At 71.1% G+C, this 25,456-nt stretch carries 24 protein-coding genes; 3 read left to right on the top strand and 21 right to left on the bottom strand.

Translation table 11 applies throughout. The features are described 5' to 3' along the window. Window positions 1-18: 18 nt before the first annotated feature. The gene (gene rpsD, locus CG740_RS23920; protein WP_053723667.1) at window positions 19-633 is read right to left on the bottom strand and encodes a 30S ribosomal protein S4; all 615 of its coding nucleotides are present in this window, start codon (window positions 631-633) and stop codon (window positions 19-21) included. 225 nt (window positions 634-858) lie between these two features. Here rpsD and CG740_RS23915 point away from each other — a divergent pair, with 225 nt between their 5' ends. Continuing rightward, a complete protein-coding gene (locus CG740_RS23915; protein ID WP_100577419.1) occupies window positions 859-1,539 on the top strand; it encodes a DUF2470 domain-containing protein in 681 nt (226 codons plus the stop codon). A gap of 1 nt (window position 1,540) precedes the next feature. Here the strand turns inward: CG740_RS23915 and CG740_RS23910 are convergent, their stop codons facing one another. From CG740_RS23910 to CG740_RS23890, 5 genes are all read right to left on the bottom strand, one after another. Further along, window positions 1,541-2,266, bottom strand: a complete 726-nt coding sequence (locus CG740_RS23910) for an HNH endonuclease family protein (protein ID WP_100577280.1) — start codon at window positions 2,264-2,266, stop codon at window positions 1,541-1,543. A gap of 224 nt (window positions 2,267-2,490) precedes the next feature. After that, window positions 2,491-3,846: a replication-associated recombination protein A gene (locus tag CG740_RS23905; RefSeq protein ID WP_100577279.1), complete on the bottom strand. Its 1,356-nt coding sequence runs from the start codon at window positions 3,844-3,846 to the stop codon at window positions 2,491-2,493. Window positions 3,847-3,910: 64 nt separating this feature from the next. Next, on the bottom strand, window positions 3,911-4,549 hold the full coding sequence (locus CG740_RS23900) for a vitamin K epoxide reductase family protein (protein ID WP_100577278.1): 639 nt from the start codon (window positions 4,547-4,549) through the stop codon (window positions 3,911-3,913). A gap of 152 nt (window positions 4,550-4,701) precedes the next feature. Next, complete coding sequence (gene hisS, locus CG740_RS23895; RefSeq protein WP_100577277.1) at window positions 4,702-5,964, bottom strand: histidine--tRNA ligase; 1,263 nt, start codon at window positions 5,962-5,964, stop codon at window positions 4,702-4,704. 14 nt (window positions 5,965-5,978) lie between these two features. After that, a complete protein-coding gene (locus tag CG740_RS23890; protein WP_100577276.1) occupies window positions 5,979-6,689 on the bottom strand; it encodes an MBL fold metallo-hydrolase in 711 nt (236 codons plus the stop codon). A 152-nt stretch (window positions 6,690-6,841) separates the two neighbouring features. Here CG740_RS23890 and CG740_RS23885 point away from each other — a divergent pair, with 152 nt between their 5' ends. Both CG740_RS23885 and CG740_RS23880 read left to right on the top strand, forming a co-directional pair. Next, window positions 6,842-7,621, top strand: coding sequence for a peptidylprolyl isomerase (locus tag CG740_RS23885; RefSeq protein ID WP_100577275.1), 780 nt, complete (start codon window positions 6,842-6,844; stop codon window positions 7,619-7,621). Window positions 7,622-7,825: 204 nt separating this feature from the next. Continuing rightward, window positions 7,826-9,055: a DUF349 domain-containing protein gene (locus CG740_RS23880; RefSeq protein WP_100577274.1), complete on the top strand. Its 1,230-nt coding sequence runs from the start codon at window positions 7,826-7,828 to the stop codon at window positions 9,053-9,055. Window positions 9,056-9,433: 378 nt separating this feature from the next. Here CG740_RS23880 and CG740_RS23875 read toward each other — a convergent pair whose 3' ends face one another. From CG740_RS23875 to pgsA, 15 genes are all read right to left on the bottom strand, one after another. Further along, complete coding sequence (locus tag CG740_RS23875) at window positions 9,434-11,938, bottom strand: RelA/SpoT family protein (protein WP_100577273.1); 2,505 nt, start codon at window positions 11,936-11,938, stop codon at window positions 9,434-9,436. 219 nt (window positions 11,939-12,157) lie between these two features. Further along, window positions 12,158-12,709 carry an adenine phosphoribosyltransferase gene (locus CG740_RS23870; RefSeq protein WP_100577272.1) on the bottom strand — a complete coding sequence of 184 codons (552 nt, stop codon included), beginning with the start codon at window positions 12,707-12,709 and terminating at the stop codon, window positions 12,158-12,160. Next, on the bottom strand, window positions 12,706-13,803 hold the full coding sequence (gene secF / locus CG740_RS23865) for a protein translocase subunit SecF (protein WP_100577271.1): 1,098 nt from the start codon (window positions 13,801-13,803) through the stop codon (window positions 12,706-12,708). The genes CG740_RS23870 and secF overlap by 4 nt, the downstream gene beginning before the upstream one ends. A 1-nt stretch (window position 13,804) precedes the next feature. Continuing rightward, on the bottom strand, window positions 13,805-15,574 hold the full coding sequence (secD, locus tag CG740_RS23860; RefSeq protein ID WP_100577270.1) for a protein translocase subunit SecD: 1,770 nt from the start codon (window positions 15,572-15,574) through the stop codon (window positions 13,805-13,807). Window positions 15,575-15,715: 141 nt separating this feature from the next. Beyond that, window positions 15,716-16,189 carry a preprotein translocase subunit YajC gene (gene yajC, locus CG740_RS23855; protein ID WP_100577269.1) on the bottom strand — a complete coding sequence of 158 codons (474 nt, stop codon included), beginning with the start codon at window positions 16,187-16,189 and terminating at the stop codon, window positions 15,716-15,718. A gap of 166 nt (window positions 16,190-16,355) precedes the next feature. Then, on the bottom strand, window positions 16,356-17,447 hold the full coding sequence (ruvB, locus tag CG740_RS23850) for a Holliday junction branch migration DNA helicase RuvB (protein ID WP_100577268.1): 1,092 nt from the start codon (window positions 17,445-17,447) through the stop codon (window positions 16,356-16,358). Window positions 17,448-17,494: 47 nt separating this feature from the next. Continuing rightward, window positions 17,495-18,100: a Holliday junction branch migration protein RuvA gene (ruvA, locus tag CG740_RS23845; RefSeq protein ID WP_100577267.1), complete on the bottom strand. Its 606-nt coding sequence runs from the start codon at window positions 18,098-18,100 to the stop codon at window positions 17,495-17,497. Then, a complete protein-coding gene (ruvC, locus tag CG740_RS23840) occupies window positions 18,097-18,627 on the bottom strand; it encodes a crossover junction endodeoxyribonuclease RuvC (RefSeq protein WP_100577266.1) in 531 nt (176 codons plus the stop codon). The genes ruvA and ruvC overlap by 4 nt, the downstream gene beginning before the upstream one ends. Before the next feature lie 144 nt (window positions 18,628-18,771). Continuing rightward, window positions 18,772-19,524 (bottom strand): YebC/PmpR family DNA-binding transcriptional regulator, encoded by a 753-nt coding sequence (locus CG740_RS23835; RefSeq protein WP_053723630.1) that lies wholly within the window; start codon window positions 19,522-19,524, stop codon window positions 18,772-18,774. A 114-nt stretch (window positions 19,525-19,638) separates the two neighbouring features. Continuing rightward, on the bottom strand, window positions 19,639-20,223 hold the full coding sequence (gene pdxT, locus CG740_RS23830) for a pyridoxal 5'-phosphate synthase glutaminase subunit PdxT (protein ID WP_100577265.1): 585 nt from the start codon (window positions 20,221-20,223) through the stop codon (window positions 19,639-19,641). A gap of 6 nt (window positions 20,224-20,229) precedes the next feature. Next, on the bottom strand, window positions 20,230-21,150 hold the full coding sequence (pdxS, locus tag CG740_RS23825) for a pyridoxal 5'-phosphate synthase lyase subunit PdxS (protein ID WP_100577264.1): 921 nt from the start codon (window positions 21,148-21,150) through the stop codon (window positions 20,230-20,232). 272 nt (window positions 21,151-21,422) lie between these two features. Then, entirely contained in the window at window positions 21,423-21,968 is a 546-nt protein-coding gene (locus CG740_RS23820; protein WP_100577263.1) for a hypothetical protein, read from the bottom strand. 703 nt (window positions 21,969-22,671) lie between these two features. Then, entirely contained in the window at window positions 22,672-23,832 is a 1,161-nt protein-coding gene (locus CG740_RS23815; RefSeq protein WP_100577262.1) for a glycosyltransferase family 4 protein, read from the bottom strand. Beyond that, window positions 23,829-24,725, bottom strand: a complete 897-nt coding sequence (locus CG740_RS23810) for a phosphatidylinositol mannoside acyltransferase (protein ID WP_100577261.1) — start codon at window positions 24,723-24,725, stop codon at window positions 23,829-23,831. The genes CG740_RS23815 and CG740_RS23810 overlap by 4 nt, the downstream gene beginning before the upstream one ends. Beyond that, window positions 24,722-25,387: a phosphatidylinositol phosphate synthase gene (pgsA, locus tag CG740_RS23805; RefSeq protein WP_100577260.1), complete on the bottom strand. Its 666-nt coding sequence runs from the start codon at window positions 25,385-25,387 to the stop codon at window positions 24,722-24,724. The genes CG740_RS23810 and pgsA overlap by 4 nt, the downstream gene beginning before the upstream one ends. Window positions 25,388-25,456: the final 69 nt, after the last annotated feature.

Below are 25,456 nucleotides of genomic sequence, written 5' to 3'. Positions count from 1 at the left end.
TCCGGTGTTACGCCTGGATCAGCGGGCGTAGTACTCGACGACGAGCTGCTCGTCGCAGATGACCGGGATTTCCTTGCGGTTCGGGTCGCGGTCCAGGCGGAAGGCCAGGGCCTTCAGGTTCACCTGGAGGTAGCGCGGGGTCTCGCCCTCGCCGGCGTAGCCACCCTCGCGGGCAACCTGGAAGGGAACCTTCTCGCGGCTGCGCTCGCGGACGGTCACGACGTCGTCCGGACGGACGCGGAACGACGGCTTGTCGACCTTGCCACCGTTGACCTGGATGTGACCGTGGACGACCATCTGGCGGGCCTGGTAGATGGTGCGGGCGATGCCCGAACGCAGGACCAGGGCGTCGAGGCGACGCTCAAGCTCGACGACCAGCGCCTCGCCCGTCTTGCCCTCGGCCTTCTTGGCGCGGTCGTAGGCACGCGCCATCTGGCGCTCGCTGATGTCGTACTGGGCGCGCAGGCGCTGCTTCTCCAGCAGACGGACCTTGTAGTCCGAGTTCTGCTTGCGGCCACGGCCGTGCTCGCCCGGCGGGTAGGGGCGGGCCTCGAAGTACTTGACGGCCTTCGGCGTCAGCGCGATGCCGAGCGCACGAGACTTCTTGACCTTGGGACGCGACTGGTTAGGCACGTTCTCCAAACCTCCATGGTTGGGTTAGGTTAGGCTCACCTTACTCAAGGAGATCGCATGTCTCGTCCGGGGAACACCAGTCACATCACGGACAGCACGAAGAAGGTCGGCCAAACGCCGCTTTCGCGGGAGGCCGACTCTCCCGACTCCTCAGGAGCCGGGCACGTGACGGAGGTCCGATCAGATCGTGGTCAGCCGCGTCCCAGCGGACTTGAAATCGCGCGGCTGCCGTCAGCAGCCGAACGCACACGAACTCTCGTACATAGTACCTGCTCGGCGATGCTGCTCGTACCGGGCCTTGTGAGCGCCCGTCCGGAGCAGCTCGTGGCCGACGAACGCGGCGTCGACCCGGACGGCGATCTGTTCCTGACCTACCCCGCCGATTCCCCGGCGGTACGGGCCGCCACGCACGCGCAGGCCGACGAGGTCCCGGCCGTCCTGGAACTCGCGGATGTGGCCCCGGTCTCCGTCCCCCACCGTATCCGGGGCCGCGCCTGGGTCTCCGGCTGGCTGACCCTGGTGCCCGGCCGGGCAGCGCCCGGGCGCATGACGCTCCGGCTCGAAGTGGGCGAGGCCTACGTCGACGATCTGTGGGGCGCCGAGGCGGTGGACCCGGAGGACTTCGCCCGGGCGACGCCCGATCCGCTGGTACGGCACGAGCCCGAACTCCTCCAGCACCTCGCGGCCGTCCACGGCGAGCAGCTGGGTCTGCTGTGCGGGCTGGTCGAGCGCGCAGGCGTGGCACGGGCCACTCCACTGGCACTCGACCGGTTCGGGCTGCGGGTGCGTTTCGGTCACGCCGACGGTCACACCTTCGACGCGCGCTTCGACTTCCCCGAACCGGTGGCCGACATCACCGGCCTGCGCCGTGCGATGCACCGGCTCTTCGAGGCCGCGGCGGGCTGAGCTACGGCCGGCCGCAGCCGGCCAGCATGTCCTGGAGGGCCGCCTTCTCCGGCGGGGTCACCGTCAGCCGGTACTTCGCCTTGATGCCGACCCAGCGGCGCGCGTACTCGCACCAGTACGCGTGGCGCGGCGGCTTCCACTTGTCCGGGGTCAGGCTGCTCTTGTCGTAGTTGGTCTGCTTGTCGGTGGCGAGCAGTACGTCCAGGTCGTTGGCGTACTCCAGGCGGCGCTGCGGGCTCCAGGCCCAGGCGCCCGCCCGCCAGGCCGCGCCGAGTGCCACGACGTGGTCGGTCTGGATCTGGGAGGCCCGGCGGTAGTAGTACGGCAGCGACTTCCCGGTGTACGGGGCGTGCAGCGTGCCGGAGACCACCACACAGGGATTGCGGTCCCCCTGCTTCAGGTCGGACAGGTCGCGCCGCAGTACGTCGTCGCGGGTGTCGCAGCCGTTGCGTCCGCCGGGGGCGTCGGTGTCGTCGGACCAGGTCTCGCCGAACTCGGCCCGGCGGTACGTCTCCCAGTGCTGGCCCCAGCCGACTTCGAGTCGCCCCAACTGGTCCCGGGCGGTGGCGGGATCCGGCGGGAAGCCCGCGCTGGTGAGGGGAACGGCCGACACCCGCGCCTGAGCGTCGGCGTACGCCGTGCTCTCGGCGGCCCGGCCCGCGCATCCGGTCGCCGCCGCGAGCAGCAGCGCGGCGGTGAGCACGACCGCGGAGCGGGGCGAGGTCATGCGCCGAGCGTAGGCGCGGCCCGGGAGCCCCGCCCCCCGAGGGGCGCCCGCCCGTCCCGGCACGCGCCCACATGGGCACTGTCAGAGGCGCGGGGCTGTGACATGTGCGGCTCCGCCGCGTGGGCGCGGCCGGACACCACCGGCCCGCAGCCGAACCGGCGCACGCCACCGAAGGTGGGTCATTCCCCGGCAGGACACGGCAGCCCCGTCCGGAGTCGAGGGCGTCAGTCCTCGCCCTGCCGGAGGCGCCCCCGGACCTTCTCCACCACATCCGCGTACCGCGCCTCCGCGCCGTACCGCGTCGGCTCGTAGTAGCGCTTGTCGGCCACCGCGTCCGGCGCGTACTGCTGGGAGGCGATCGCTCCGGGGACGTCGTGCGGGTAGACATAGCCCTGGGCATGGCCCAGCTTGGCCGCGCCCTTGTAGTGGCCGTCGCGCAGATGGGCCGGGACCGGGCCCGCGAGGCCGGCCCGCACGTCCGCCAGCGCGGCGGCGATCGCCGTCGTCGCGGAGTTGGACTTCGGGGCGAGCGCCAGCGCGATCGTGGCGTGGCTCAGTGTCAGGGCCGCCTCGGGGAAGCCGATGAGGGCCACGGCCTGGGCGGCCGCCACCGCCGTCGGCAGCGCGGTGGGATCCGCCAGCCCGATGTCCTCGCTGGCGGAGATGATCAGGCGCCGGGCGATGAAGCGGGGGTCCTCGCCCGCTTCGATCATCCGGGCCAGATAGTGCAGCGCCGCGTCCACGTCCGAGCCGCGGATCGATTTGATCAGGGCGCTCGCCACGTCGTAGTGCTGGTCGCCGCCCTTGTCGTACTTCACCGCCGCGCGGTCGACGGTCTCTTCGAGCGTCTGGAGCGTGATCTCCTGCTCGGACTTGGCGAGTGCCGAACCGGCCGCCGCCTCCAGGGCGGTCAGCGCACGGCGGGCGTCGCCGCCCGCGATGCGCAGCAGATGCGACTCCGCGTCCGACGGCAGGGTGACCGCGGAGCCCAGGCCGCGCTCCTCGCTCAGCGCCCGCCGCACCAGGGCCCGCAGGTCGTCGTCGGTGAGCGGTTCGAGCGTGAGCAGGAGGGAGCGGGAGAGCAGCGGGGAGATCACCGAGAAGTACGGGTTCTCCGTCGTGGCCGCGATCAGGGTGACCCAGCGGTTCTCGACGGCGGGGAGCAGTGAGTCCTGCTGGGCTTTGGAGAAGCGGTGGATCTCGTCGAGGAAGAGGACGGTCTCCTTGCCGAAGCCGCCGATGGCGCGGCGCGCGCCGTCGATGACCGCGCGGACCTCCTTGACCCCGGCGGTGATGGCCGAGAGCTCCACGAACCGCTTGTTCGTGGCCTTGGACACCACGTACGCGAGCGTCGTCTTGCCCGTACCGGGCGGGCCCCACAGGATCACCGAGGACGGACCGGCCGGGCCGCCGGCCCCCTCCCCCACGAGGCGGCGCAGCGGCGAGCCCTGTTTCAGGAGGTGCTGCTGGCCCACCACCTCGTCGAGGACGCGCGGGCGCATCCGTACGGCCAGAGGGCTGCCCGCCGGGTCTTTCTCCTGGCGGTCCTCCGCTGCTGCGGTGAAAAGATCGGGTTCCACGCCACCGACCTTATGGCACCGCACTGACAACGCCGTCCGAGCTGCGAAAACGCCCCCGGGCCCGTCAGCTGGTCCAGAAGTCCCACCAGCGGGTCAGGATCAGCATGCCGATGATGCCGACGTGCAGCACCGGGAAGACCCAGGTGAACTCGGCCAGGAAGTTCTTCGCCCAGCCCGGCGCCGGCAGCAGCCCCTTGCGGAGGTTGAACGAGGTGACGTACCAGAACATGAAGATGGTGGCGACCCAGGCCAGGCAGCACCACAGGCACAGCGAGTTGATCCGGTACAGGGACTCGAACTGGAGCCAGGTGACGAATCCGACGCCGAACAGGGTGCCGGCGTTGAAGGTGAGCCAGTACCAGCGGCGGAAGCGGGCACCCGCGAGGATGCTCATGCCGACGCAGATGACCATGCCGTAGGCGACCAGGCCCAGCATCGGGTTCGGGAAGCCGAAGGCGGCCGCCTGCTCGCTCTTCATGATGTTGCCGCAGGAGACGACCGGGTTGAGGCTGCACCCCGGCACGAAGTTCGGGTTCTCCAGGAGCTTGAACTTGTCGAGCGTGATGACCCAGGCCGCCACCAGGCCGGCCGCACCCGTGATCACGAGCAGCCAGGCGAAGGCGCGGCTGCCGCCGATCGCCCCCTTGCCGCTGACCTCGGAGTGGCCGGAGTCGGAGGAGACGTCGTCAAGTGTTGTGGTCATAGCGCCGGTCCGTCATCCCGTCATCGTGGTTGCCTGTGCTGCCGGGGCCTCATTCTGCCGCACGGGACACTCTGTCCACCGTTCGATGGGGATAAGTGCGGCCGGGGACGGTCGGGTACGGCGCCATGCCGGGGCCGTACCCGAGCCGCCGGTCAGGCCAGCCGCTCCTGAAGGGTCGTCAGGATGTCGTCGAGGCGCACCGGGCCCTGCTCACCCGACTCCATGTCCTTGAGCTGGGCCACGCCCTCGGCGAGATCGCGCTCGCCCACGACCAGGGTGAACCGGGCCCCGCTGCGGTTCGCGTTCTTCATCGCGCCCTTGAGGCCCTTCGAGCCGAAGGAGAAGTCCGCCGCGATGCCCGCCCGCCGCAGCTCCGTCACCTTGGCGAAGAGCACGCGTCGCGCCTCCTCGCCGAGCGGGACCGCGAACACGCTGGTGGCGGCGGGGAGTTCGAGGGTGACGCCCTCGGCCTCCAGGGCCAGGACCGTACGGTCGACGCCGAGGGCCCAGCCCACCGACGGCAGCGCGGGGCCGCCGATCATCTCGGAGAGACCGTCGTAGCGGCCGCCGCCGCCGACCGCGGACTGCGAGCCGAGGCCGTCGTGGACGAACTCGAACGTCGTGCGGGTGTAGTAGTCGAGGCCGCGCACAAGGCGCGGGTCGTCCTCGTAGGCCACGCCCTGCGCGGTCAGGAGCGCGCGCACCTCCTCGTGGTACGCCTTGCACGCGTCGCACAGGTAGTCGCGCAGCAGCGGGGCGTCCGCGAGCTGCTTCTGCACCGCTTCCCGCTTGTCGTCGAGCACCCGCAGCGGGTTGATCTCGGCCCGGCGCAGGGTGTCCTCGTCGAGGTCGAGCCCGCGCAGGAACTCCTGGAGCGCGGCGCGGTAGACCGGGCGGCACTCCTTGTCGCCCAGCGAGTTCAGCAGGATGCGGAACTCGCGCAGGCCGAGCGAGCGGTACGCGTCGTCGGCCAGGACGATCAGCTCGGCGTCGAGCGCCGGGTCCTCGGCGCCGATCGCCTCGGCACCGACCTGCGAGAAGTGGCGGTAACGGCCCTTCTGCGGGCGCTCGTAGCGGTAGTACGAGCCCGAGTACCAGAGCTTGACGGGGAGGTTGCCCGCCTTGTGCAGATTGGCCTCAAGGGCCGCGCGCAGCACGGAGGCGGTGCCCTCGGGGCGCAGTGCCAGCCGGTCGCCGCCCTTGGTCTCGAAGGCGTACATCTCCTTCGTGACGATGTCGGTGGATTCGCCGACACCGCGCGCGAAGAGCTCGACGTTCTCGAAGCCGGGGGTCTCGATGTAGCCGTAGCCCGACCGCTTCAGGGGCGCCGAGATGGCCTCGCGCACCGCGAGGAAGCGCGCCGAGTCCGGCGGGATCAGGTCGTAGGTGCCCTTGGGGGCCTGGAAGGTGCTCATGGGAAGGCTTCTCGTCACATTCCTCGTCGGGGAGAGGCGATGCCCTCTCCCTGGCCGGCGGCCACCTGCCGCAGATACGGGTTGGTGGCGCGCTCCTGGCCGATGGTCGTCTGGGAGCCGTGGCCGGACAGCACCACGGTCGAGTCGTCGAGCGGCAGGCACACACGGCCCAGCGATTCGAGGAGCTCCACGTGGCTGCCGCCGGGCAGGTCGGTGCGTCCGACGGAGCCGGCGAAGAGCAGGTCGCCCGAGAACAGGATCGGAGGAATGTCCTCCGCCTCAGGCAGCCCGAACGTCACCGACCCCTTGGTATGGCCGGGCGCGTGCGACACGGTGAGCTCCATACCGGCGAGCGCCAGCCTGGCGCCGTCGGTGAGCTCCTTGACGTCGTCCGGCTCCCCCACCGTCAGCTCGCCCATGAGCTGGGCGCCGAAGGCACGGCCGAGGGCCTTCTCCGGGTCGCTCATCATGTAGCGGTCGTCGGGGTGGATCCAGGCGGGTACGTCGTGGGCTCCGCAGACCGGGACGACCGAGGCGCAGTGGTCGATGTGGCCGTGGGTGAGGACGACGGCGACGGGCTTGAGCCGATGCTTCTTCAGCGTTTCCTCGACGCCCTGGGTGGCCTGGTGGCCGGGGTCGATGATCACGCATTCCTCGCCTGCGGCGGGGGCGACCAGGTAGCAGTTGGTCCCCCAGGCCCCGGCGGGGAACCCGGCAATCAGCACGATCGTCCTCGATTTCTTGCGCGGCGGGTGATTACGGCTGTTCAGAGCCTACCGGCGCCGCTCGGGTCACAGCGAACCCATATACGGTACGGGTCACAGTCAGCTCGTACGCACGTACCCGCACCCCACGAGACCGCACAAGGAGACGACCGGTGGTCAGCAGCGAACAGCGTCGGCGCCAGCTCGCGCGCGAGAAGTTCGAGCGGCAGCAGCAGCGCCGGGAGACGGCCCGGCGCAAGGCCAGGCGCCGCAACACGGTCATCGCGGCCGCCCTCGCGGTGGTCGTGGCGGCGGGCGGCGCCGCCTTCGCGACGGGCGCGTTCTCCAGCGACGGCAAGAAGTCGGACAGCGCGGCGCCCTCCAACAGCCCCTCGCCGTCGGCCAGTTCGACGCCGGAGCCGAAGATGGCCGTGGACGCCAAGGCCAAGTACGACATGGCCCTGAAGACGAACACCGGCGACATCAAGATCGCGATGGACGCGGCGAAGACCCCGCACACCGTAAACTCCTTCAAGTACCTCGCCGACAAGGGGTACTTCAACAACACCAAGTGCCACCGCCTCACCACGCAGGGCATCTACGTGCTCCAGTGCGGCGACCCGCAGGGCACCGGTTCCGGCGGCCCCGGCTACACGATCCCGGACGAGAACCTGAGCGGTCTCGGCAAGGCGGGCGCGGACGGCACGGTGACCTACCCGGCGGGCACGGTCGCGATGGCCAATACCGGCCAGGCGCACACCGGCGGCAGCCAGTTCTTCCTGGTCTACAAGGACAGCAAGCTGCCGCCCACCTACACGCCGTTCGGCACGATGGACGCGGCCGGTCTGAAGGCCGTCCAGGACGTCGCCAAGGAAGGCGTGGAGGGCGGCGCGGGCGACGGGGCGCCCAAGAAGGCCGTCACCATCGAGAAGGCCGCCGTCACCAAGGAGTGACGCCGCCGGCCGCCCGGCACCGAGCGTGAACCGCTGAATTCGGCCGCGCTGAGTGCGGACAGCCGGGCGGCCGGTCGCCTAGATTGGCGTTGTGCAGCGCGGGCTCGTGCCGCGCTGTGGAGGGCGGGCGAGGCCCGCCGGGAAACTGTGGACGATGCCCCGGGGGACGAACCCCCCGCGCAGGCATCATGTGGAGGAGGCGCTGTGAGCAGCGACCCGTGGGGCCGTGTCGACGAGACGGGCACCGTGTATGTGCGTACAGCCGAGGGCGAAGTGGTCGTCGGATCGTGGCAGGCGGGCTCTCCCGCGGAGGCCCTGGCCTACTTCGAGCGCAAGTACGAGGGCCTGGTTGTCGAGATCGGCCTCCTCGAACGGCGGGTGAAGACCACCGACCTGTCGGCGAAGGACGCGCAGACCGCGATCGACCACCTGCGCTCGCAGGTGGACGAGCATCACGCCGTCGGTGACCTCGACGCGTTGCGGGGGCGCCTCGACAAGCTCGTCAAGACCGTCGAGTCGCGTCGCGAGGAGCGCAAGGTCCAGAAGGCCAAGCAGACCGACGAGGCCAAGCACGCCAAGGAGGCGCTGGTCGCCGAGGCGGAGGAGCTGGCGCAGAGCGAGCAGTGGCGCTCGGCGGGCGAGCGGCTGCGGGCCCTGGTGGACACCTGGAAGGGTCTGCCGCGTCTGGACCGCAAGTCCGACGACGAGCTGTGGCACCGCTTCTCGCACGCCCGCTCGGCGTTCTCCAAGCGGCGCAAGGCGCACTTCGCGTCGCTCGACGCGCAGCGCGAGGACGCCCGCAAGGTCAAGGAGAAGCTGGTCGTCGAGGCCGAGGCGCTCTCGGGCTCCACGGACTGGGGCACGACGGCCGCGCGCTACCGCGACCTGATGGCCGACTGGAAGGCCGCCGGCCGTGCCCAGCGCGAGGCCGAGGACGAGCTGTGGAACCGCTTCCGCGGCGCCCAGGACGTCTTCTTCGCCGCCCGCAGCGGGGTGTTCGCGGAGCGCGACGCCGAGCAGATCGAGAACCTGAAGCTCAAGGAGGAACTCGCCGTCGAGGCCGAGAGGATCCTCCCGGTGAGGGACCTGAAGGCGGCTCGCGCCGCGTTCCGCTCGGTCAACGAGCGCTGGGAGGCCATCGGCCACGTGCCGCGGGACGCGCGTCCCAAGGTCGAGGGCCGGATGCACGCCGTGGAGCGGGCGATCCAGGAGGCCGAGGAGGCCGAGTGGCGTCGTACGAACCCGGAGGCGCGGGCGCGTGCCGCGGGTCTCACCGGTCAGCTCCAGGACGCCGTCGACAAGCTGCACCGGCAGATCGACGCCGCCCGCGCGTCCGGCAACGACGCGAAGGCGGACAAGCTGGCCCGTGAGCTGGAGGGCCGTCAGGCCCTGCTCGACCAGGCGCTGAAGGGCCTGGAGGAGTTCGGCGGCTGACCCGCCCCCGCCCCTGCCGAAGGCCCCCCGAACCCGAAAGGGCGCGGGGGGCCTCACGCATCCGCCCCGCCGAAGTCCCGGGCGCGGGGCTCTGACACCGCCCGGCTCCGCCACGGCGGGCGCGACCACCCGGCACCGGGCGCCCTGCAGGGGCGCGGGGAACTGCGCGACCAGCCACGCGCGGTCCGCAGCCGAAAGCGGAGGGCCGCTGGGGCTCCGCCCCAGACCCCGTTCGCGCCTGAACGGCGCTCCTCCGCAAACGCCCCCAAGGCCTCAAGGGCCAGGGGGACCCCCATGACGGGCTGAAGGTGCCTCTGCCTAGCCCGGCCGGGGGGGCGGGAAGCGGCGCCGCGCCCCCGCACCCCACATGCAGCCCGCCTAAGGGCGCCGCGCCGAAGTCACCCGGTACACGTCGTACACGCCCTCGACGCCCCGCACCGCCTTGAGTACGTGCCCGAGGTGCTTGGGATCGCCCATCTCGAAGGTGAAGCGCGACGTGGCGACGCGGTCGCGGGAGGTCTGGACGGCCGCCGACAGGATGTTGACGTGCTGGTCCGACAGGACGCGCGTGACGTCCGACAGGAGCCGGGAGCGGTCCAGGGCCTCGACCTGGATGGCGACCAGGAAGACCGAGGACTGGGTCGGTGCCCACTCCACTTCGAGGATCCGCTCGGGCTGCTGGGACAGCGAGTCCACGTTGACGCAGTCCGCCCGGTGCACCGAGACGCCGCTGCCGCGGGTCACGAAGCCGATGATGGGGTCGCCGGGCACCGGCGTACAGCAGCGGGCCAGCTTGACCCACACGTCGTCGACGCCCTTGACGACGACACCGGGGTCGGCGTTCTTGCGGCGCTTGCTGCGGCCGCGCGAGGGCGGCGCCGACTCGGCGATGTCCTCGTTGGCCGCCTCCTCGCCGCCGAGCGCCTGCACCAGCTTCTGCACGACGCCCTGGGCCGCGACATGGCCCTCGCCGATCGCCGCGTACAGCGAGGAGATGTCGGGGTAGCGCATCTCGTGGGCCAGGGTGACGAGCGAGTCGCCGGTCAGGATGCGCTGGATCGGCAGGTTCTGCTTGCGCATGGCGCGCGCGATGGCGTCCTTGCCCTGCTCGATGGCCTCGTCGCGGCGCTCCTTGGAGAACCAGGCACGGATCTTGTTGCGGGCCCGCGGCGACTTGACGAAGCCGAGCCAGTCCCGCGAGGGTCCGGCGCCGGCCGCCTTGGAGGTGAAGACCTCCACCAAGTCCCCGTTGTCCAGGGTGGATTCGAGCGGCACGAGCCGCCCGTTGACCCGTGCGCCTATGGTGCGGTGACCGACCTCGGTGTGGACCGCGTACGAGAAGTCGACGGGCGTCGAGCCCGCCGGCAGCGCGATGACGTCGCCCTTCGGCGTGAAGACGAAGACCTCGTTGCGCGACAGATCGAAGCGCAGCGACTCCAGGAACTCGCTGGGGTCCTCGGTCTCCTTCTGCCAGTCGAGGAGCTGGCGCAGCCACGCCATGTCGTTGAGGTGGTCGTCCTTGCCGGTCTTCTTGGGTGCGTCGGTGCGCACCTTGGAGGCGCCGGCGGACGGATCCTGCTTGTACTTCCAGTGCGCGGCGATGCCGTACTCGGCCCGGCGGTGCATGTCGAAGGTGCGGATCTGGAGCTCGACCGGCTTGCCGTTGGGGCCGATCACCGTCGTGTGCAGCGACTGGTACATGTTGAACTTGGGCATCGCGATGTAGTCCTTGAACCGGCCGGGGACCGGGTTCCATCGCGCGTGGACCGTGCCGAGGGCCGCGTAGCAGTCGCGGACCGTGTCGACCAGGACCCGGATGCCCACCAGGTCGTAGATCTCCGCGAAGTCACGGCCGCGGACGATCATCTTCTGGTAGACGCTGTAGTAGTGCTTGGGGCGGCCGGTGACGGTCGCCTTGATGCGGGCCGCGCGCAGGTCGGACTGGACCTCGTCGGTCACTATGGCGAGGTACTCGTCGCGCTTGGGCGCGCGCTCGGCGACGAGCCGCACGATCTCGTCGTACATCTTGGGGTAGAGGATCGCGAAGGCGAGGTCCTCCAGCTCCCACTTGATGGTGTTCATGCCCAGGCGATGGGCGAGCGGCGCGTAGATCTCCAGGGTCTCGCGCGCCTTCTTCTCCTGCTTCTCGCGCTTGAGGTACCGCATGGTGCGCATGTTGTGCAGGCGGTCGGCGAGCTTGATGACCAGGACGCGGGGGTCCTTCGCCATGGCCACGACCATCTTGCGGACGGTCTCGGCCTGTGCGGCATCGCCGAACTGCACCCGGTCGAGCTTGGTGACGCCGTCGACGAGGAGGGCGACCTGGTCCCCGAAGTCGCGCCGCAGGGTGTCCAGGCCGTACTCGGTGTCCTCGACGGTGTCGTGCAGCAGGCCCGCCATCAACGTGGCCGGATCCATGCCCAGCTCGGCGAGGATCGTGGTCACGGCGAGGGGGTGCGTGATGTACGGGTCGCCGCTCTTGCGCTTCTGGCCGCGGTGCCAGCGCTCGGCGACCTGGTAGGCCTTCTCGACCTGGCGCAGCGTGGCCGTCTCGATCTTGGGATCGTTGCTGCGCACTATCCGCAGCAGCGGTTCGAGCACCGGGTTGTACGCGGAGGAGCGCTGCACGCCCAGACGGGCGAGGCGCGCGCGGACGCGGTTGGAGGAGCCGCCGGAGCGGGACACCGAGCCGGCCGGGACCACGGGCTTGGCGACCGGCGCCGGGGCCGGGGCCTTGGCCTCCGCCCGCTCGGGCGCCGCCGGCTTCGGCTTCGCCTCGGGCTCGGTGGGCGTGGCCGGGGCCGCCGCGGCCTCTGCGGCCTGCTTGTCCGGCTGCTGCTTGTCCGGCTGCGCGGCGGAGAGTGGCTGGGCCTCGTCTGGCAAAAGCGCTCCTCTGGGGATCCCCCGAACGGAGTCTGGGGGGAGGGTCCGGGTCCCCCGGTCAGGCCCGGAAGTACCCATGGTATCGAGCCGGCGGCTTCCGCTCGCCCCGGGCCGGTAGGAGGGCTCCGGCAGGAGAAACGCCGAAGGCGGGCGCCGGATTCCTCCGGGCCCGCCTCGGCGGTGTACTACGGCCGGCTCAGACGCTGCTCGGCCGCCCGCTCACACCGTGATCAGCGCGTCGAGCGGGGCGCCGTCCAGGGCGCGCTCCAGGCGCTCGCGGCCGCTGAGGAAGCTGAGCTCCATCAGGACCGCGACCCCGGCGACCTCGGCCCCGGCCCGGCGGATCAGCTCCAGGGACGCCTCGGCGGTGCCGCCGGTGGCGAGCACGTCGTCGATGACCATGACGCGGTCGCCCGCGCTGAGGTCCTCGGCGTGCACCTCGATCTCCGCCGTGCCGTACTCCAGCTCGTACGCCTGCTTGAGCGTGGCTCCGGGGAGCTTGCCCGCCTTGCGTACGGGGATGAAGCCGATCCCGGCGCGGACCGAGACGGGAGCCGCCAGGATGAAGCCGCGCGCCTCCAGGCCGACGATCTTCGTCGCGCCGTGCTCCACGCACAGCGCGGCGAGCGCGTCGGTGAGGGCCGTGAACGCCTCCGGGTCCGCGAGCAGCGGGGTGATGTCCTTGAACATCACGCCCGGCTTCGGATAGTCCGGCACATCACGGATGCGGCTGAGCAGCAGATCCACGGTCTCGGTGGAGACGCTGGTCATCGGCGCTTCCCCCGGTTGTTGCGGCTCGGCTGGCGGCGCTGGCCGACGACCGCGCCCGCGGTCTCGGAGTCGTCGTCCTCGTCGAGCGGCGCCGCGTCCTGCTGCTCCTCGGTCTCGCCCTTGGCGGCGGCTGCCGCGCGCTTGGCGAGCACCCGCTTCTTGAGGGCCTTCATCTCCGGCATGGTCTCCTTCAGGTCGGCGACCAGCGGAGTGGCGATGAAGATCGAGGAGTACGCACCGGCCGCGAGGCCGACGAACAGCGAGAGCGAGATGTCGTTCAGCATGCCGGCGCCGAGGACGCCGCCACCGATGAACAGCAGGCCCGCCACCGGGAGCAGCGCGACGACCGTGGTGTTGATGGAACGGACCAGGGTGCCGTTGAGGCTCTTGTTCGCCATCTCGCTGTAGGTGAGCCGGGTCTGCTTGGTGATCCCCTTCTGGCCCTCCTTGAGTCCGTCGAAGACGACGACGGTGTCGTAGAGGGAGTAACCGAGGATCGTGAGCAGACCGATCACGGTGCCCGGGGTGACCTCGAAGCCGACCAGGGCGTAGATGCCGACCGTGATCGTGAGGTCGTGGATCAGGGCGATCAGGGCCGCGACCGCCATCCGCCATTCGAAGGCGATGGCCAGATAGATCACCACGAGCACCATGAAGATGATCAGGCCCGTCCAGGCCTTGTTGGCGATCGTCTGCCCCCAACTGGGGCCCACCAGGTCGGCGTTGATGGTGTCCGCGTCGACCTTGAGGTCCTTGGCGAGCTGGGTCTTGATCTGGTCGGACTTGCCGGTGTCGACCCCGCCGATGGTGATGCGGATCGTGCCGTCGCCGAGCTTCTGGGCGATCGCGTCGTGGCCGGAGGCGGCCTGGGCGTCCTTCTCGGCCTGCTGGGCCGAGATGGAGGTCTTCGGGGTGGTGAAGACCGCGCCGCCCTCGAATTCGATGCCCATCGTCAGACCCCGTACCGCCAGGCCGACGATGGCCGTGATGGTGATCAGGATCGAGATGCCGTACCAGATCTTCCGCTTGCCGACGAAGTCGTAACCGACCTCACCGCGGTACAGCCTGGCGCCGAGAGTGCCGAGCTTCGACATCTCACGCCTCCTTCGGGTTGTCGACGGGGGCGGAGGTGGTGCGGCGGGTGCGGCGCAGCGGGGGCTTGGCGCCGAGCCGCTTCGGGTCGAGGCCGGACCACGGGTGGCCGCTCGCGAAGAACTTGCGGCGGGCCAGGAGCGTCATCACCGGCTTCGTGAAGAGGAAGACGACGACCACGTCGAGCAGGGTGGTCAGACCCAGCGTGAACGCGAAGCCCTGGACCTTGCCGACGGTCACGATGAACAGGACCGCGGCGGCGAGGAACGACACGAAGTCGGAGACCAGGATGGTGCGCCGGGCGCGGGGCCAGGCCCGCTCGACGGCGGGACGCAGGGTGCGGCCCTCGCGGATCTCGTCACGGATGCGTTCGAAGTAGACGATGAACGAGTCCGCGGTGATGCCGATGGCCACGATGGCGCCACAGACCGCGGGCAGGTTCAGCGCGAAGCCGATGCCCGGGCCGAGCAGCGTCATGATCGCGTACGTCAAGATCGCCGAGACGACGAGGCTGAGGATCGCGATCATCGCGAGGCCGCGGTAGTAGGCCACCAGGTAGATGATGACCAGCGCGAGGCCGATGGCACCGGCGATCAGACCGGCGTGCAGCTGGTCGGCGCCGAGGGCGGCGGTCACGGTGGTGACGCTCTGCTCCTGGAAGGAAAGCGGCAGCGCGCCGTAGGACAGCACGTTCGCCAGGTCCTGGGCGGTCGTCTGGTTGAAGCTGCCGGAGATCTCGGCGGAGCCGCTGAGCGTGGAGCTCACGGTGGGGGCCGAGACGACCTGATTGTCGAGCGCGATGGCGAAGCGGTTGTTCGGGTACTGCTGCTGCGACAGCTTGCCGGTGATGGCCGCGAACTTCTTCGAGCCACCGCCCGTGAAGTCCATCTGAACGATCCACTGACCGTTCTGCTGGTTGATCACGGCCTGCGCCTTGGCGACGTCGGTGCCGTCGACCTCGGCCGGGCCGAGGATGTACTTCTCGGCGCCGTCCTTGTCACACGCCACGGTCGGCTCGCTGGACTTGGCGCCCTCGCCGGCCTTGGCGCGGGACTCCCTGGTGGAGCAGTCGAGCGCGGCGAACTTGGCCTGGAGCTGTGCGGCGGCGGCCTCGCCCGCGGAGGCCGACGGGTTCGGCGCCGGGGTGCTCGGCTTGCTCGCGTTCGGCGTGGGCGAGCCGGAGGCCTTCAGGGCGTCGGTGAGCGCGCGGCCCTGGGGGGTGCCGCTCGGCTTGCCCGCGCTGGGCGTCGCCTTGCCGGAGGCGGTCGGGGTGGCCTTGCCGGACGCGCCCGGGGTGCCCGAGGGAGTCGGCGTGCCCTTGCCGGAGGAGCTCGGGGAAGCGCTCGGGGCGGGGGCGGCGGTCGGCTGGGCGGTCAGCACCGGCCGGAAGTACAGCTTGGCGGTCTGACCGACCTGCTGACGGGCCTGCTCCGAGTTCGTGCCCTTGGGGATGTTGACAATGATGTTGTCACTGCCCTGGGTCTGGACCTCGGCCTCGGTGACACCAAGACCATTGACACGGCGGTTCATGATCCCGACCGCTGTGTCCATGTTCTTCTTGTTGATCGCCGATTGCTGGCCCGGCTCGGCCTTGGCCTTGAGCGTGATGCTCGTGCCGCCCGCGAGGTCGATGCCGAGCCTCGGGGTGGTGGTGTGGGAAATGAACATCCCACCGACGAGCGCGACCATGGCGATGAGAATCAAGGCCAGGGCGCGGCCCGGCTTGCTCTGACCCCCCGCCGCCGGCCTTCGGCCCTTGTTCGGTGCTGCCACCTTGTCGTTTCTCCCTGTCCAACCGCCCTGCGCCGGATGTGCGCGGGACAGCCACGAAGTGTTGTGGGGACGTCCCCCGTGGAAGTGGGCGCGCTCCGGGGACCGCCCGCGCCGGTCGGGCGCGACGGTCCCGGTGCGTGACTACTTCGTGTCGGCCCCGCCGTCGGCCTTGCCGTCCTTGCCGTCCTTGGGCGCGGCGGCGTCCTCCGCCTCGTCCTTCTTGCCCAGGTCGATCTTGGCGTCCTTGGCGACCTCGGCGTCGGCCTCGGCGGCCTCGGTGCCCGCGGTCAGCGAGGAGGCGTCGTCCGGAACGACCGGGAGCTCCTCCTCGGTGTCGCCGTGCACGATCCGGTTGTACTCCGCGTCGTCCAGGACCGCGCCGATGGCGTTCTTGGCGTAGACGGCGTGGACGCCGGGAGCCACCTCCAGGAGGACCGTCTCGTCGCCGATCTCCTTGACGGTGGCGTACATGCCTCCGATGGTGCGGACACCGGTGCCGGGCTGCATCTCATTGCGCATGGCGGCGGCGGCCTGCTGCTTCTTCTTGGCGGACCGGGTCATCAGGAACATGGCCCCGATAAGCACAATGAAGGGGAGGAGAGTAATAGGGCTCACGGGACGGAACTTCCTTCGCATGACCGCGCCTGTGGGGCGGGGCCTGATCTGGGGGTGGGTACGCCGGCCTGGAAGGGCGGCATCGGCGGAGTCTAAGCGAGTCCGCACAGATGGAACAACGCCCAGCATCCCACCGGGGTTCCTCGCTGTGCGACCCTCCGCGCCGTCACGCCCCGAAGAGCCCCTGTTGTCCGCTTCCTGTCGCGCCGCCGCCCTGCTGCGGCGGTACGAGACCGAGGTGGGCCCAGGCCGCGGGCGTGGCCACCCGGCCGCGCGGGGTGCGGGCGAGCAGACCCTCCCGGACCAGGAACGGCTCGGCCACCTCCTCCACCGTCTCGCGCTCCTCGCCCACCGCCACCGCGAGGGTGGACAGGCCCACCGGGCCGCCGCCGAACAGCTTGAGCAGGGCTTGCAGGACCGCCCGGTCGAGCCGGTCCAGGCCGCGGGCGTCAACCTCGTACACCGCGAGTGCCATCGAGGCGATCTCGGGGGTGATGACGCCGTCCGCCTTGACCTGGGCGTAGTCGCGCACCCGGCGGAGCAGCCGGTTGGCGATGCGCGGGGTGCCCCGGGAGCGGCCCGCGATCTCGGCGGCGCCCGCGCTGTCGATCTCCACGTCGAGCAGCCGGGCCGAGCGGTGGAGGACCCGCTCCAGCTCGGACGGCTCGTAGAACTCCATGTGGCCGGTGAACCCGAACCGGTCGCGCAGCGGGGGCGGCAGCAGGCCGGCCCGGGTGGTGGCGCCGACCAGGGTGAAGGGCGGCAGCTCCAGCGGGATGGCGGTGGCGCCGGGGCCCTTGCCGACGATGACGTCGACCCGGAAGTCCTCCATCGCCATGTAGAGCATCTCCTCGGCGGGCCGCGACATGCGGTGGATCTCGTCGAGGAAGAGGACCTCGCCCTCCTGGAGGGAGGACAGGATCGCCGCGAGGTCGCCCGCGTGCTGGATCGCGGGGCCGCTGGTGATGCGGATCGGGGCGCCCATCTCGGCCGCGATGATCATCGAGAGGGTGGTCTTGCCGAGGCCCGGGGCGCCGGAGAGCAGGACGTGGTCGGCGGTGGCGCCGCGGGCACGGGCCGCCCGCAGCACCAGGTCGAGCTGCTCGCGCACCTTCTCCTGGCCGACGAACTCCTCCAGGTCCTTGGGCCGCAGCGCGGCCTCGACCGCGGTGTCCTCGCCGTCGGCGTCGGCTCCCACCAGCCGGTCGCCCGCCGTCGCGGACAGATCCGCCGTGTCGGAGCCGTCTTCCCAGTTCATGACGTGTGCCTCGGATCGTGGTCGCGGTGGGGGGCCTGCGGGCTGGTTCAGCGGGCTCGGTTGAGGGTCTGGAGGGCGGCCTTGAGGAGCGCGCCGATGTTCGGCTGGTCCGCGGCCTCGGCCTGGGCGGTCACGGCCGTGACCGCCTCGTCGGCCTCGCGGGTCGCGTAGCCGAGCCCGATCAGGGCCGCGTGGAGCTGGTCGCGCCAGCCGGAGGTGACCGGGGCGCCGATCGCCGGGGCGTTGCCGACGGGCGCGCCGAGCCGGTCCTTCAGCTCGATGAGCAGCTTCTGCGCGCCCTTCTTGCCGATGCCGGGCACGGCGGTGAGCGCCTTCTCGTCGCCGGTGGCGAAGGCCCGGCGCAGCGCGTCCGGGGTGTGCACGGAGAGCACCGCCTGGGCGAGCCGGGGGCCGACGCCGTTCGCGGTCTGGAGCAGCTCGAAGACCTGCTTCTCGTCGTCGTCGGCGAAGCCGTACAGGGTCAGCGAGTCCTCCCGCACGACCAGTGACGTGGCGAGTTTGGCGTGCTGTCCGATGCGCAGTTCGGCCAGGGTGTTGGGCGTGCACTGGAGGGCCATGCCGATGCCGCCGACCTCGACCACCGCGGTGTCGGGGGCGAGGGCGGCGACCGGGCCGCTGACGAACGCGATCATCGGGTGACCTTCCGTACGGAGTGCTGGGCGTGGGCCTGTTGGAGCCTGTTGAGCGCGGGGGCGCGCCAGATGTGGCAGATGGCGAGGGCCAGCGCGTCCGCCGCGTCGGCCGGCTTGGGCGGGGCGTCGAGCCGGAGGAGCCGCGTCACCATCGCGCCGACCTGTGCCTTGTCGGCCCGGCCACTGCCGGTGACGGCGGCCTTGACCTCGCTGGGGGTGTGCAGGGCGACGGGGATGCCGCGGCGCGAGGCGCACAGCATGGCGACCGCGCTCGCCTGGGCGGTGCCCATCACCGTACGCACGTTGTGCTGGCTGAACACTCGCTCCACGGCGACGAATTCGGGCCGGTGCGCGTCGAGCCACTCCTCGATGCCGCGCTCGATGGCGACGAGGCGGTGGCCCAACTCGGCGTCGGCGGGCGTGCGTACGACGCCGACTCCGATCATGGTGAGCGGTCGTCCGGCGACTCCCTCGACGACGCCCACGCCACACCGCGTCAGTCCGGGGTCAACCCCGAGTACGCGCACGACCCCTCCCCCTCGCCCGTCGGTGATCGCTGTCTGTCAGTGATCTTTGATCCGCTGCCAGGCTAGCCGCTGCCACTGACAACGGCGGCGGGCCGATGGGACGTGTCCCATCGGCCCGCCGAAAACGCGTCGCCCGCGGCAGTACTACGCGTCGACCTTCTCCATGACCTCGTCGGAGACGTCGAAGTTGGCGAAGACGTTCTGGACGTCGTCGCTGTCCTCCAGCGCGTCGATCAGCTTGAAGATCTTCCGCGCGCCCTCTTCGTCCAGTTCGACCTGCATGGTCGGGACGAAGTTGGCCTCGGCCGAGTCGTAGTCGATGCCGGCCCCCTGGAGCGCGGTGCGGACCGCGACCATGTCGGTGGCCTCGGAGATGATCTCGAAGGAGTCACCGAGGTCGTTGACCTCCTCGGCGCCCGCTTCCAGCACCGTCTCCAGGACGTCGTCCTCCGACAGCTCGCCCTTGGGCAGGACGACGACGCCCTTGCGGTTGAACAGGTACGAGACCGAACCCGGGTCGGCCATGGAGCCGCCGTTGCGGGTCATCGCGACACGTACGTCGGAGGCGGCACGGTTGCGGTTGTCGGTGAGGCACTCGATGAGCACCGCGACACCGTTGGGGCCGTAACCCTCGTACATGATCGTCTCGTAGTCGGCACCGCCCGCTTCGAGACCGGCACCGCGCTTGAGCGCGGAGTCGATGTTCTTGTTGGGCACCGACTGCTTCTTGGCCTTCTGCACGGCGTCGAAGAGCGTCGGGTTGCCGTCGATGTCGGCGCCACCGGTGCGCGCCGCGACCTCGATGTTCTTGATCAGCTTCGCGAAGAGCTTGCCGCGCTTGGCATCGATCACGGCCTTCTTGTGCTTCGTCGTAGCCCATTTAGAGTGGCCGGACATCTGCCTGTCTCCTTCGCGTAACCCATTCTGCGTCGTTCGGCAGAGATCCTACCGGGACCCGGCGCACGCGTCGCCCGGCCCCCGCCCGTCGTCGGGCCCTTTCCGGCGCCTCTCTCAGGAGGCGGCGCGCACCATGTCCACGAACAGGGCGTGCATACGGTGGTCGCCGGTCAGCTCGGGGTGGAACGAGGTCGCCAGGGCGTTGCCCTGACGGACCGCGACGATGTGGCCGCCGTGCTCGGCGAGCACCTCGGTCTCGGCGCCCACCGACTCGACCCAGGGGGCGCGGATGAACACGCCTTCCACCGGGCCGACGCCGGCCACCTCGACGGTCGCCTCGAAGGACTCGTTCTGCCGCCCGAAGGCGTTCCGGCGCACGATCATCTCGATGCCGCCGATGGTCTCCTGGCCCGAACGCGGGTCCAGGATCTTGTCGGCGAGCATGATCAGCCCGGCGCAGGTGCCGTACACGGGCAGGCCCGCCCGCACCCGCTCGCGCAGTGGCTCCAGCATGCCGAACAGCGCGGCGAGCTTGGAGATGGTGGTGGACTCGCCGCCGGGTATGACCAGGCCGTCCACCTCGGCGAGCTCCTCGGGGCGCCGGACCGGCCTGGCCACGGCGTCCGCCGCGGCCAGGGCGATGAGGTGCTCCCGTACGTCGCCCTGGAGGGCCAGGACACCGATCACGGGTGTGTTCATGAGTGATTACCAGCCGCGGTTGGCGTAGCGCTCGGTCTCGGGCAGCGTGTCGCAGTTGATGCCGACCATCGCCTCGCCCAGGTTGCGGGAGGCGTCCGCGATGATCTTCGGGTCGTCGAAGAAGGTGGTGGCCTTCACGATGGCGGCGGCACGCTTGGCCGGGTCGCCCGACTTGAAGATGCCGGAGCCGACGAAGACGCCCTCGGCGCCGAGCTGGCGCATCAGCGCGGCGTCGGCGGGGGTGGCCACGCCACCGGCGGAGAACAGCACCACGGGGAGCTTGCCGAGCTCGGAGACTTCCTTGACCAGCTCGTACGGGGCGCGCAGCTCCTTGGCGGCGGCGTACAGCTCGTTGTTGTCGAAGCCGCGCAGCTTGGCGATCTCGTTCTTGATCTGGCGCAGGTGGCGGACGGCCTCGACGACGTTGCCGGTGCCGGCCTCGCCCTTGGAGCGGATCATGGCCGCGCCCTCGGCGATGCGGCGCAGGGCCTCGCCCAGGTTGGTGGCGCCGCAGACGAACGGCGTGGTGAAGGCGAACTTGTCGCTGTGGTTGACCTCGTCGGCCGGGGTCAGGACCTCGGACTCGTCGATGTAGTCGACGCCGAGGGACTGAAGGACCTGCGCCTCGACGAAGTGGCCGATGCGGGACTTGGCCATCACCGGGATGGAGACCGCGCCGATGATCTCCTCGATCATGTTCGGGTCGGACATCCGGGCCACGCCGCCGTCCTTGCGGATGTCGGCCGGGACCCGCTCCAGGGCCATGACGGCCACGGCGCCCGCGTCCTCGGCGATCTTCGCCTGCTCGGCGTTGACGACGTCCATGATCACGCCGCCCTTGAGCTGCTCGGCCATGCCGCGCTTGACGCGCGCGGTGCCGATGGCGGGGCTGTCGGACTGGGGGGTGCTGGAAGGCGTGGTGGACACGGAGCGACCTCACTGGGCGAAGAAGGGATTCTGCTGTCCCGAGAGAACCCCGGCGGAGCAGTCCACATCAAGGGCCAATGCGTACCCGGTGGATCGTTTTCGCCGGTCAGCCGGTCCGTTCGGCCTGCCCGGCCTGCCGCGGTCCGTTCGGCCTGCCCGGCCTGCCGCAATCCGTCCGGGGCCTGCCCGGCCCGCCCAGGTCCCCCGGGGGCCGCCCGTGCCCGCCCAGGTCCGCCCGCCCAGCACCGCAGGCCGCGCCGGTGCCCCCGCGATCAGGTGCCCGGCCGGTCCGCCAGCGCCGTCGGCGGCTCGTCGTCCATCTCGAACGCGAGCGGGAAGGGTGCGTGCCCGGCGAGGCGCAGCCAGCGCACCGTGCGGTGCCGGCGCAGCGCCCGTGCCGCGCGTACCGCGTCGTTGTGGAAGCGACGCGCCATCGGCACCCTGCGCACGGCCTGCGCCAGCTCCTCGGCGGCCTCCACGCCCCCCGGCGCCTCCCGTACGGCGTCGACCTGTGCGGGCTCCCCGAACACCGCTCGCAGCGCCTGGCTCAGCTCGCTCTCGGCGACCTCCCGGTGCTCCTCCTCCGCCTGGCGCGCGGCATGCGCGGCCTCATACAGGACGATGGAGGCGGCCGGGTCGAGCACCCCGCTGGTGGCGAGTTCCTGGGTGACCGAGGCACGGCGCAGGAGTTGGGCGTCCAGGGCGGCGCGGGCCGCGTCGATGCGGGTGTGCAGCCGGTCGAGCCGGCCGGCGGTCCAGCTGAGGTAGAGGCCGATCCCGACCAGGGCGACGACGATCCAGATGAGGGTTACGGTCACGGGCCGCAAGGCTACCGGGCACGGCTACCGGGGCGAAGCCTTGCCAGGGCGGCCCGTGCGGCCCACCCCGGCCCATCCGGCTGCTCGGCGCCGGCCGCCGCGGTGCGCCCCCGCCGGTCATGTTGGTCCCCTTGGCCCTCAACGCCTTGGGGGAGCTTGGGGAGGTCCGAGGACGAGCGCCCTCAGGGCGCGTGCCGGGTCGGGGGCAGAGCCCCAGCAACCCCGCTTACGTCTGCGGACCGCGCCCGCGTCTCGCGCAGTTCCCCGCGCCCCCGGCGAAGTGCACCTCCGCAGAACAGCCCAGCTCCCCCACCCTGGCCGTAACACACCCCGACCGACCAGCCCAGCTCCCGCACCCCGAGGGGGAACGCACCCCCGACCGAGCAGCCCAGCCGCCGCACACCCGGCGAAGGGCACGTCCGACAGACAGCCCAGCTCCCGCACCCCCAGCGAAGCGCACCCCGACAGAACAGCCCAGCTCCCGCACCCCCAGCGAAGCGCACCCCGACCGAGCAGCCCAGCTCCCCCACCCCGGGCGAAACACACCCCGACCGACCAGCCCAGCTCCCGCACCCCGAGGGGGAACGCACCCCCGACCGAGCAGCCCAGCTCCTCCGCCCCCCGACGAACCACACCCCGGCAAGGTCGGCAGGCGAGGCCGCCTCTGTCGCCGCGGGGCGGTGCGGGGCGGGGCGGGGCGGGGTCAGTCGCGCGCCAGCCCGAACCGCGCTCGGAATCCCGTGCGTTCGTCCGTCGCCACCGCCGCCGCGCCGTGCGTCACCGTCTCGTACACCGCGAGGATGTCCGCGCCGACCGTCGCCCAGTCGAAGCGCCGCACATGCGCCGAGCCGCGTTCGCTCAGGCCGGCCCGGCGGTCCGGGTCGGCGAGCAGCCGTACCGCGGCGGAGGCCAGCGCGTCGGCGTCCTCGTTCGCGAAGAGGTCGCCCGCCGCGCCCTGGTCCAGGACCTGCGCGAAGGCGTCCAGGTCGCTGGCGAGGACCGCGGCACCGGCCGAGAGCGCCTCGACCAGGATGATCCCGAAGCTCTCACCGCCGGTGTTGGGGGCGACGTACACGTCCACGCTGCGCAGCAGCCGCGCCTTGTCCTCGTCGCTGACCATGCCGAGGAACTCGACCCGCGAGCGCATCTCGGCCGGCAGCGATGCGACCGCCTCCTCCTCGTCGCCGCGGCCGGCCACGAGGAGCCGGGTGTCCGGGCGCTCGGCGAGGATCTTGGGGAGGGCCTTCATCAGGACCGGCAGGCCCTTGCGGGGCTCGTCGATGCGGCCGATGAAGCCCAGGGTCTGCCCCTGCCACTCCTTCTTCGGCTCGGCCTTGGCGAAGAAGTCGACGTCGACGCCGTTGGGGATGACGACGGCGTCGCCGCCCAGGTGCTCCACGAGCGTGCGCCGCGCGTACTCGCTGACCGCGATGCGCGCGCTGATCTTCTCCAGGGCGGGCTGGAGGATCGGGTACGCCGCGATCATCGCGCGGGAGCGCGGGTTGGAGGTGTGGAAGGTCGCCACGATGGGCCCCTGCGCTGCCCAGCAGGACAGCAGGCCGAGCGAGGGCGAGGCCGGCTCGTGGATGTGGATCACGTCGAACGTGCCGTCGTGCAGCCAGCGCCGCACCCGGGCCGCCGAGAGGAACCCGAAGTTGAGCCGCGCGACCGAGCCGTTGTACGGGACGGGTACGGCCCGGCCGGCCGAGACGACGTACGGCGGCAGCGGGGTCTCGTCGTCGGCGGGGGCGAGCACCGACACCTCGTGGCCCAGGCGGATGAGGTGCTCCGCCAGGTCGCGGATGTGGAACTGGACCCCGCCCGGGACGTCCCACGAGTACGGGCAGACGATGCCGATCTTCACGTCCGGCGCTCCTCCAGGTCGGCGAGCCACAGGCGTTGCAGCATGTGCCAGTCCTCGGGGTGGTCGGCGATACCGGTGGCGAAGGCGTCTGCCATCGCCTGGGTCATCGAGGAGGTCTTGGCGGCCCGGTCGCCTGTCTCGGGCACCTCGATGGGCGGGTGCACCCGGCCCTTCATGATCGGCGAGTCGTCGTACCAGAGCGTCACCGGCATGAGCACCGCGCCGGTCTGCTGGGCCAGCATGGCCGGCCCCGCCGGCATCCGGGTCGTCTCGCCGAAGAACTTGACCTCGACGCCGGACGCCGACAGGTCGCGGTCGGCGACCAGGCAGACCAGGCCGCCCGCACGCAGCCGCCGGGCCAGCGTGCCGAAGGCGGAGCCGCCGGTGTGCGGCAGCACCTCCATGCCGAGGCTCTCGCGGTAGGCGACGAAGCGGTCGTACAGCGTCTCGGGCTTGAGGCGCTCGGCGACCGTGGTGAACGGGGTGTCCATCTTGGTGGTGACCCAGGCGCCCGCGAGGTCGTAGTTGCCCATGTGGGGCAGGGCGATGACGACGCCCCGCCCGGAGGCGAGCCCGTCGACGAGATGGTGGACGTCCTCGGGCACGAAACCGTTCGCCATCCGGTCCCTGCTCCACGACGGCAGCCGGAAGGACTCCATCCAGTACCGCATGTAGGAGCGCATGCCCGCCCGGGAGAGGGCCGCGAGCCGCTCGGGCGAGGCGTCGGGGACGACCCGGGCCAGGTTGGACTCAAGGCGCAGCACGCTCTTGCCGCGCCGCTTCCACACCTGGTCGGCGATGCGCCGGCCGAGCCCGTTCGCGACGGGTTCCGGGAGCTTCTTGACGGTGGACCAGCCAAGGCCGTACAGCGCGTCGGTCAGCCTGTCCTTCATGCGCCCGCCTCGCCGGCCGCCCGCGCGGCGGCGGCATCCGCCTCGGCGGACTCCCGGCGGACGGTCACCACGCGCTGGATCAGCGTGACGAGGCTGCCGGCGGCGACGATCCACAGGGCGATGGGGAGCAGCACCTGGATGCCCGGCACCCCGAAGTTGTGCAGTCCGGCGAGGCCGGCCGCGACCAGCGAGATGACGAGCCGCTCGGCGCGCTCGACCAGGCCGTTGACGGCGACGGGAAGGCCGATCGCCTCGCCGCGCGCCTTGGTGTAGGACACCACCTGGCCGCTGGCCAGGCAGAAGATCGCCACCGCGCACAGGACGTTGTTGTCGCCCTGCCCCGCGTACCAGAGGGCGAAGCCGCCGAAGATCGCGCCGTCGGCGACCCGGTCGAGCGTGGAGTCGAGGAACGCACCCCAGCGGCTGGAGATCCCGGCCTGGCGGGCCATGTTGCCGTCGACCAGGTCGGAGAAGACGAAGAGGGTGATGACGATGGTGCCCCAGAAGAACTCTCCCCGGGGGAAGAAGACCAGCGCACCCGCCATCACTCCGGCCGTGCCGATGAGGGTCACCGCGTCCGGGCTCACTCCGCGGCGGAGCAGAAATGCGGCGAACGGCGTGAGGACACGCGTGAAGAATGCACGCGCGTACTTGTTCAGCATGGCCTTCCCGAGGGGTCGGTGTGGCCGCGCGGCCCCTGCTGGCCACCGGCCGACCCATCGTAGCCACGA

Source organism: Streptomyces sp. CB01201 (genome assembly GCF_002803085.1).
GTDB lineage: Bacteria > Actinomycetota > Actinomycetes > Streptomycetales > Streptomycetaceae > Streptomyces > Streptomyces hundungensis.
Note: the sequence above shows the minus strand (reverse complement) of the source record. Positions and strands in the feature narration are given on the sequence as shown.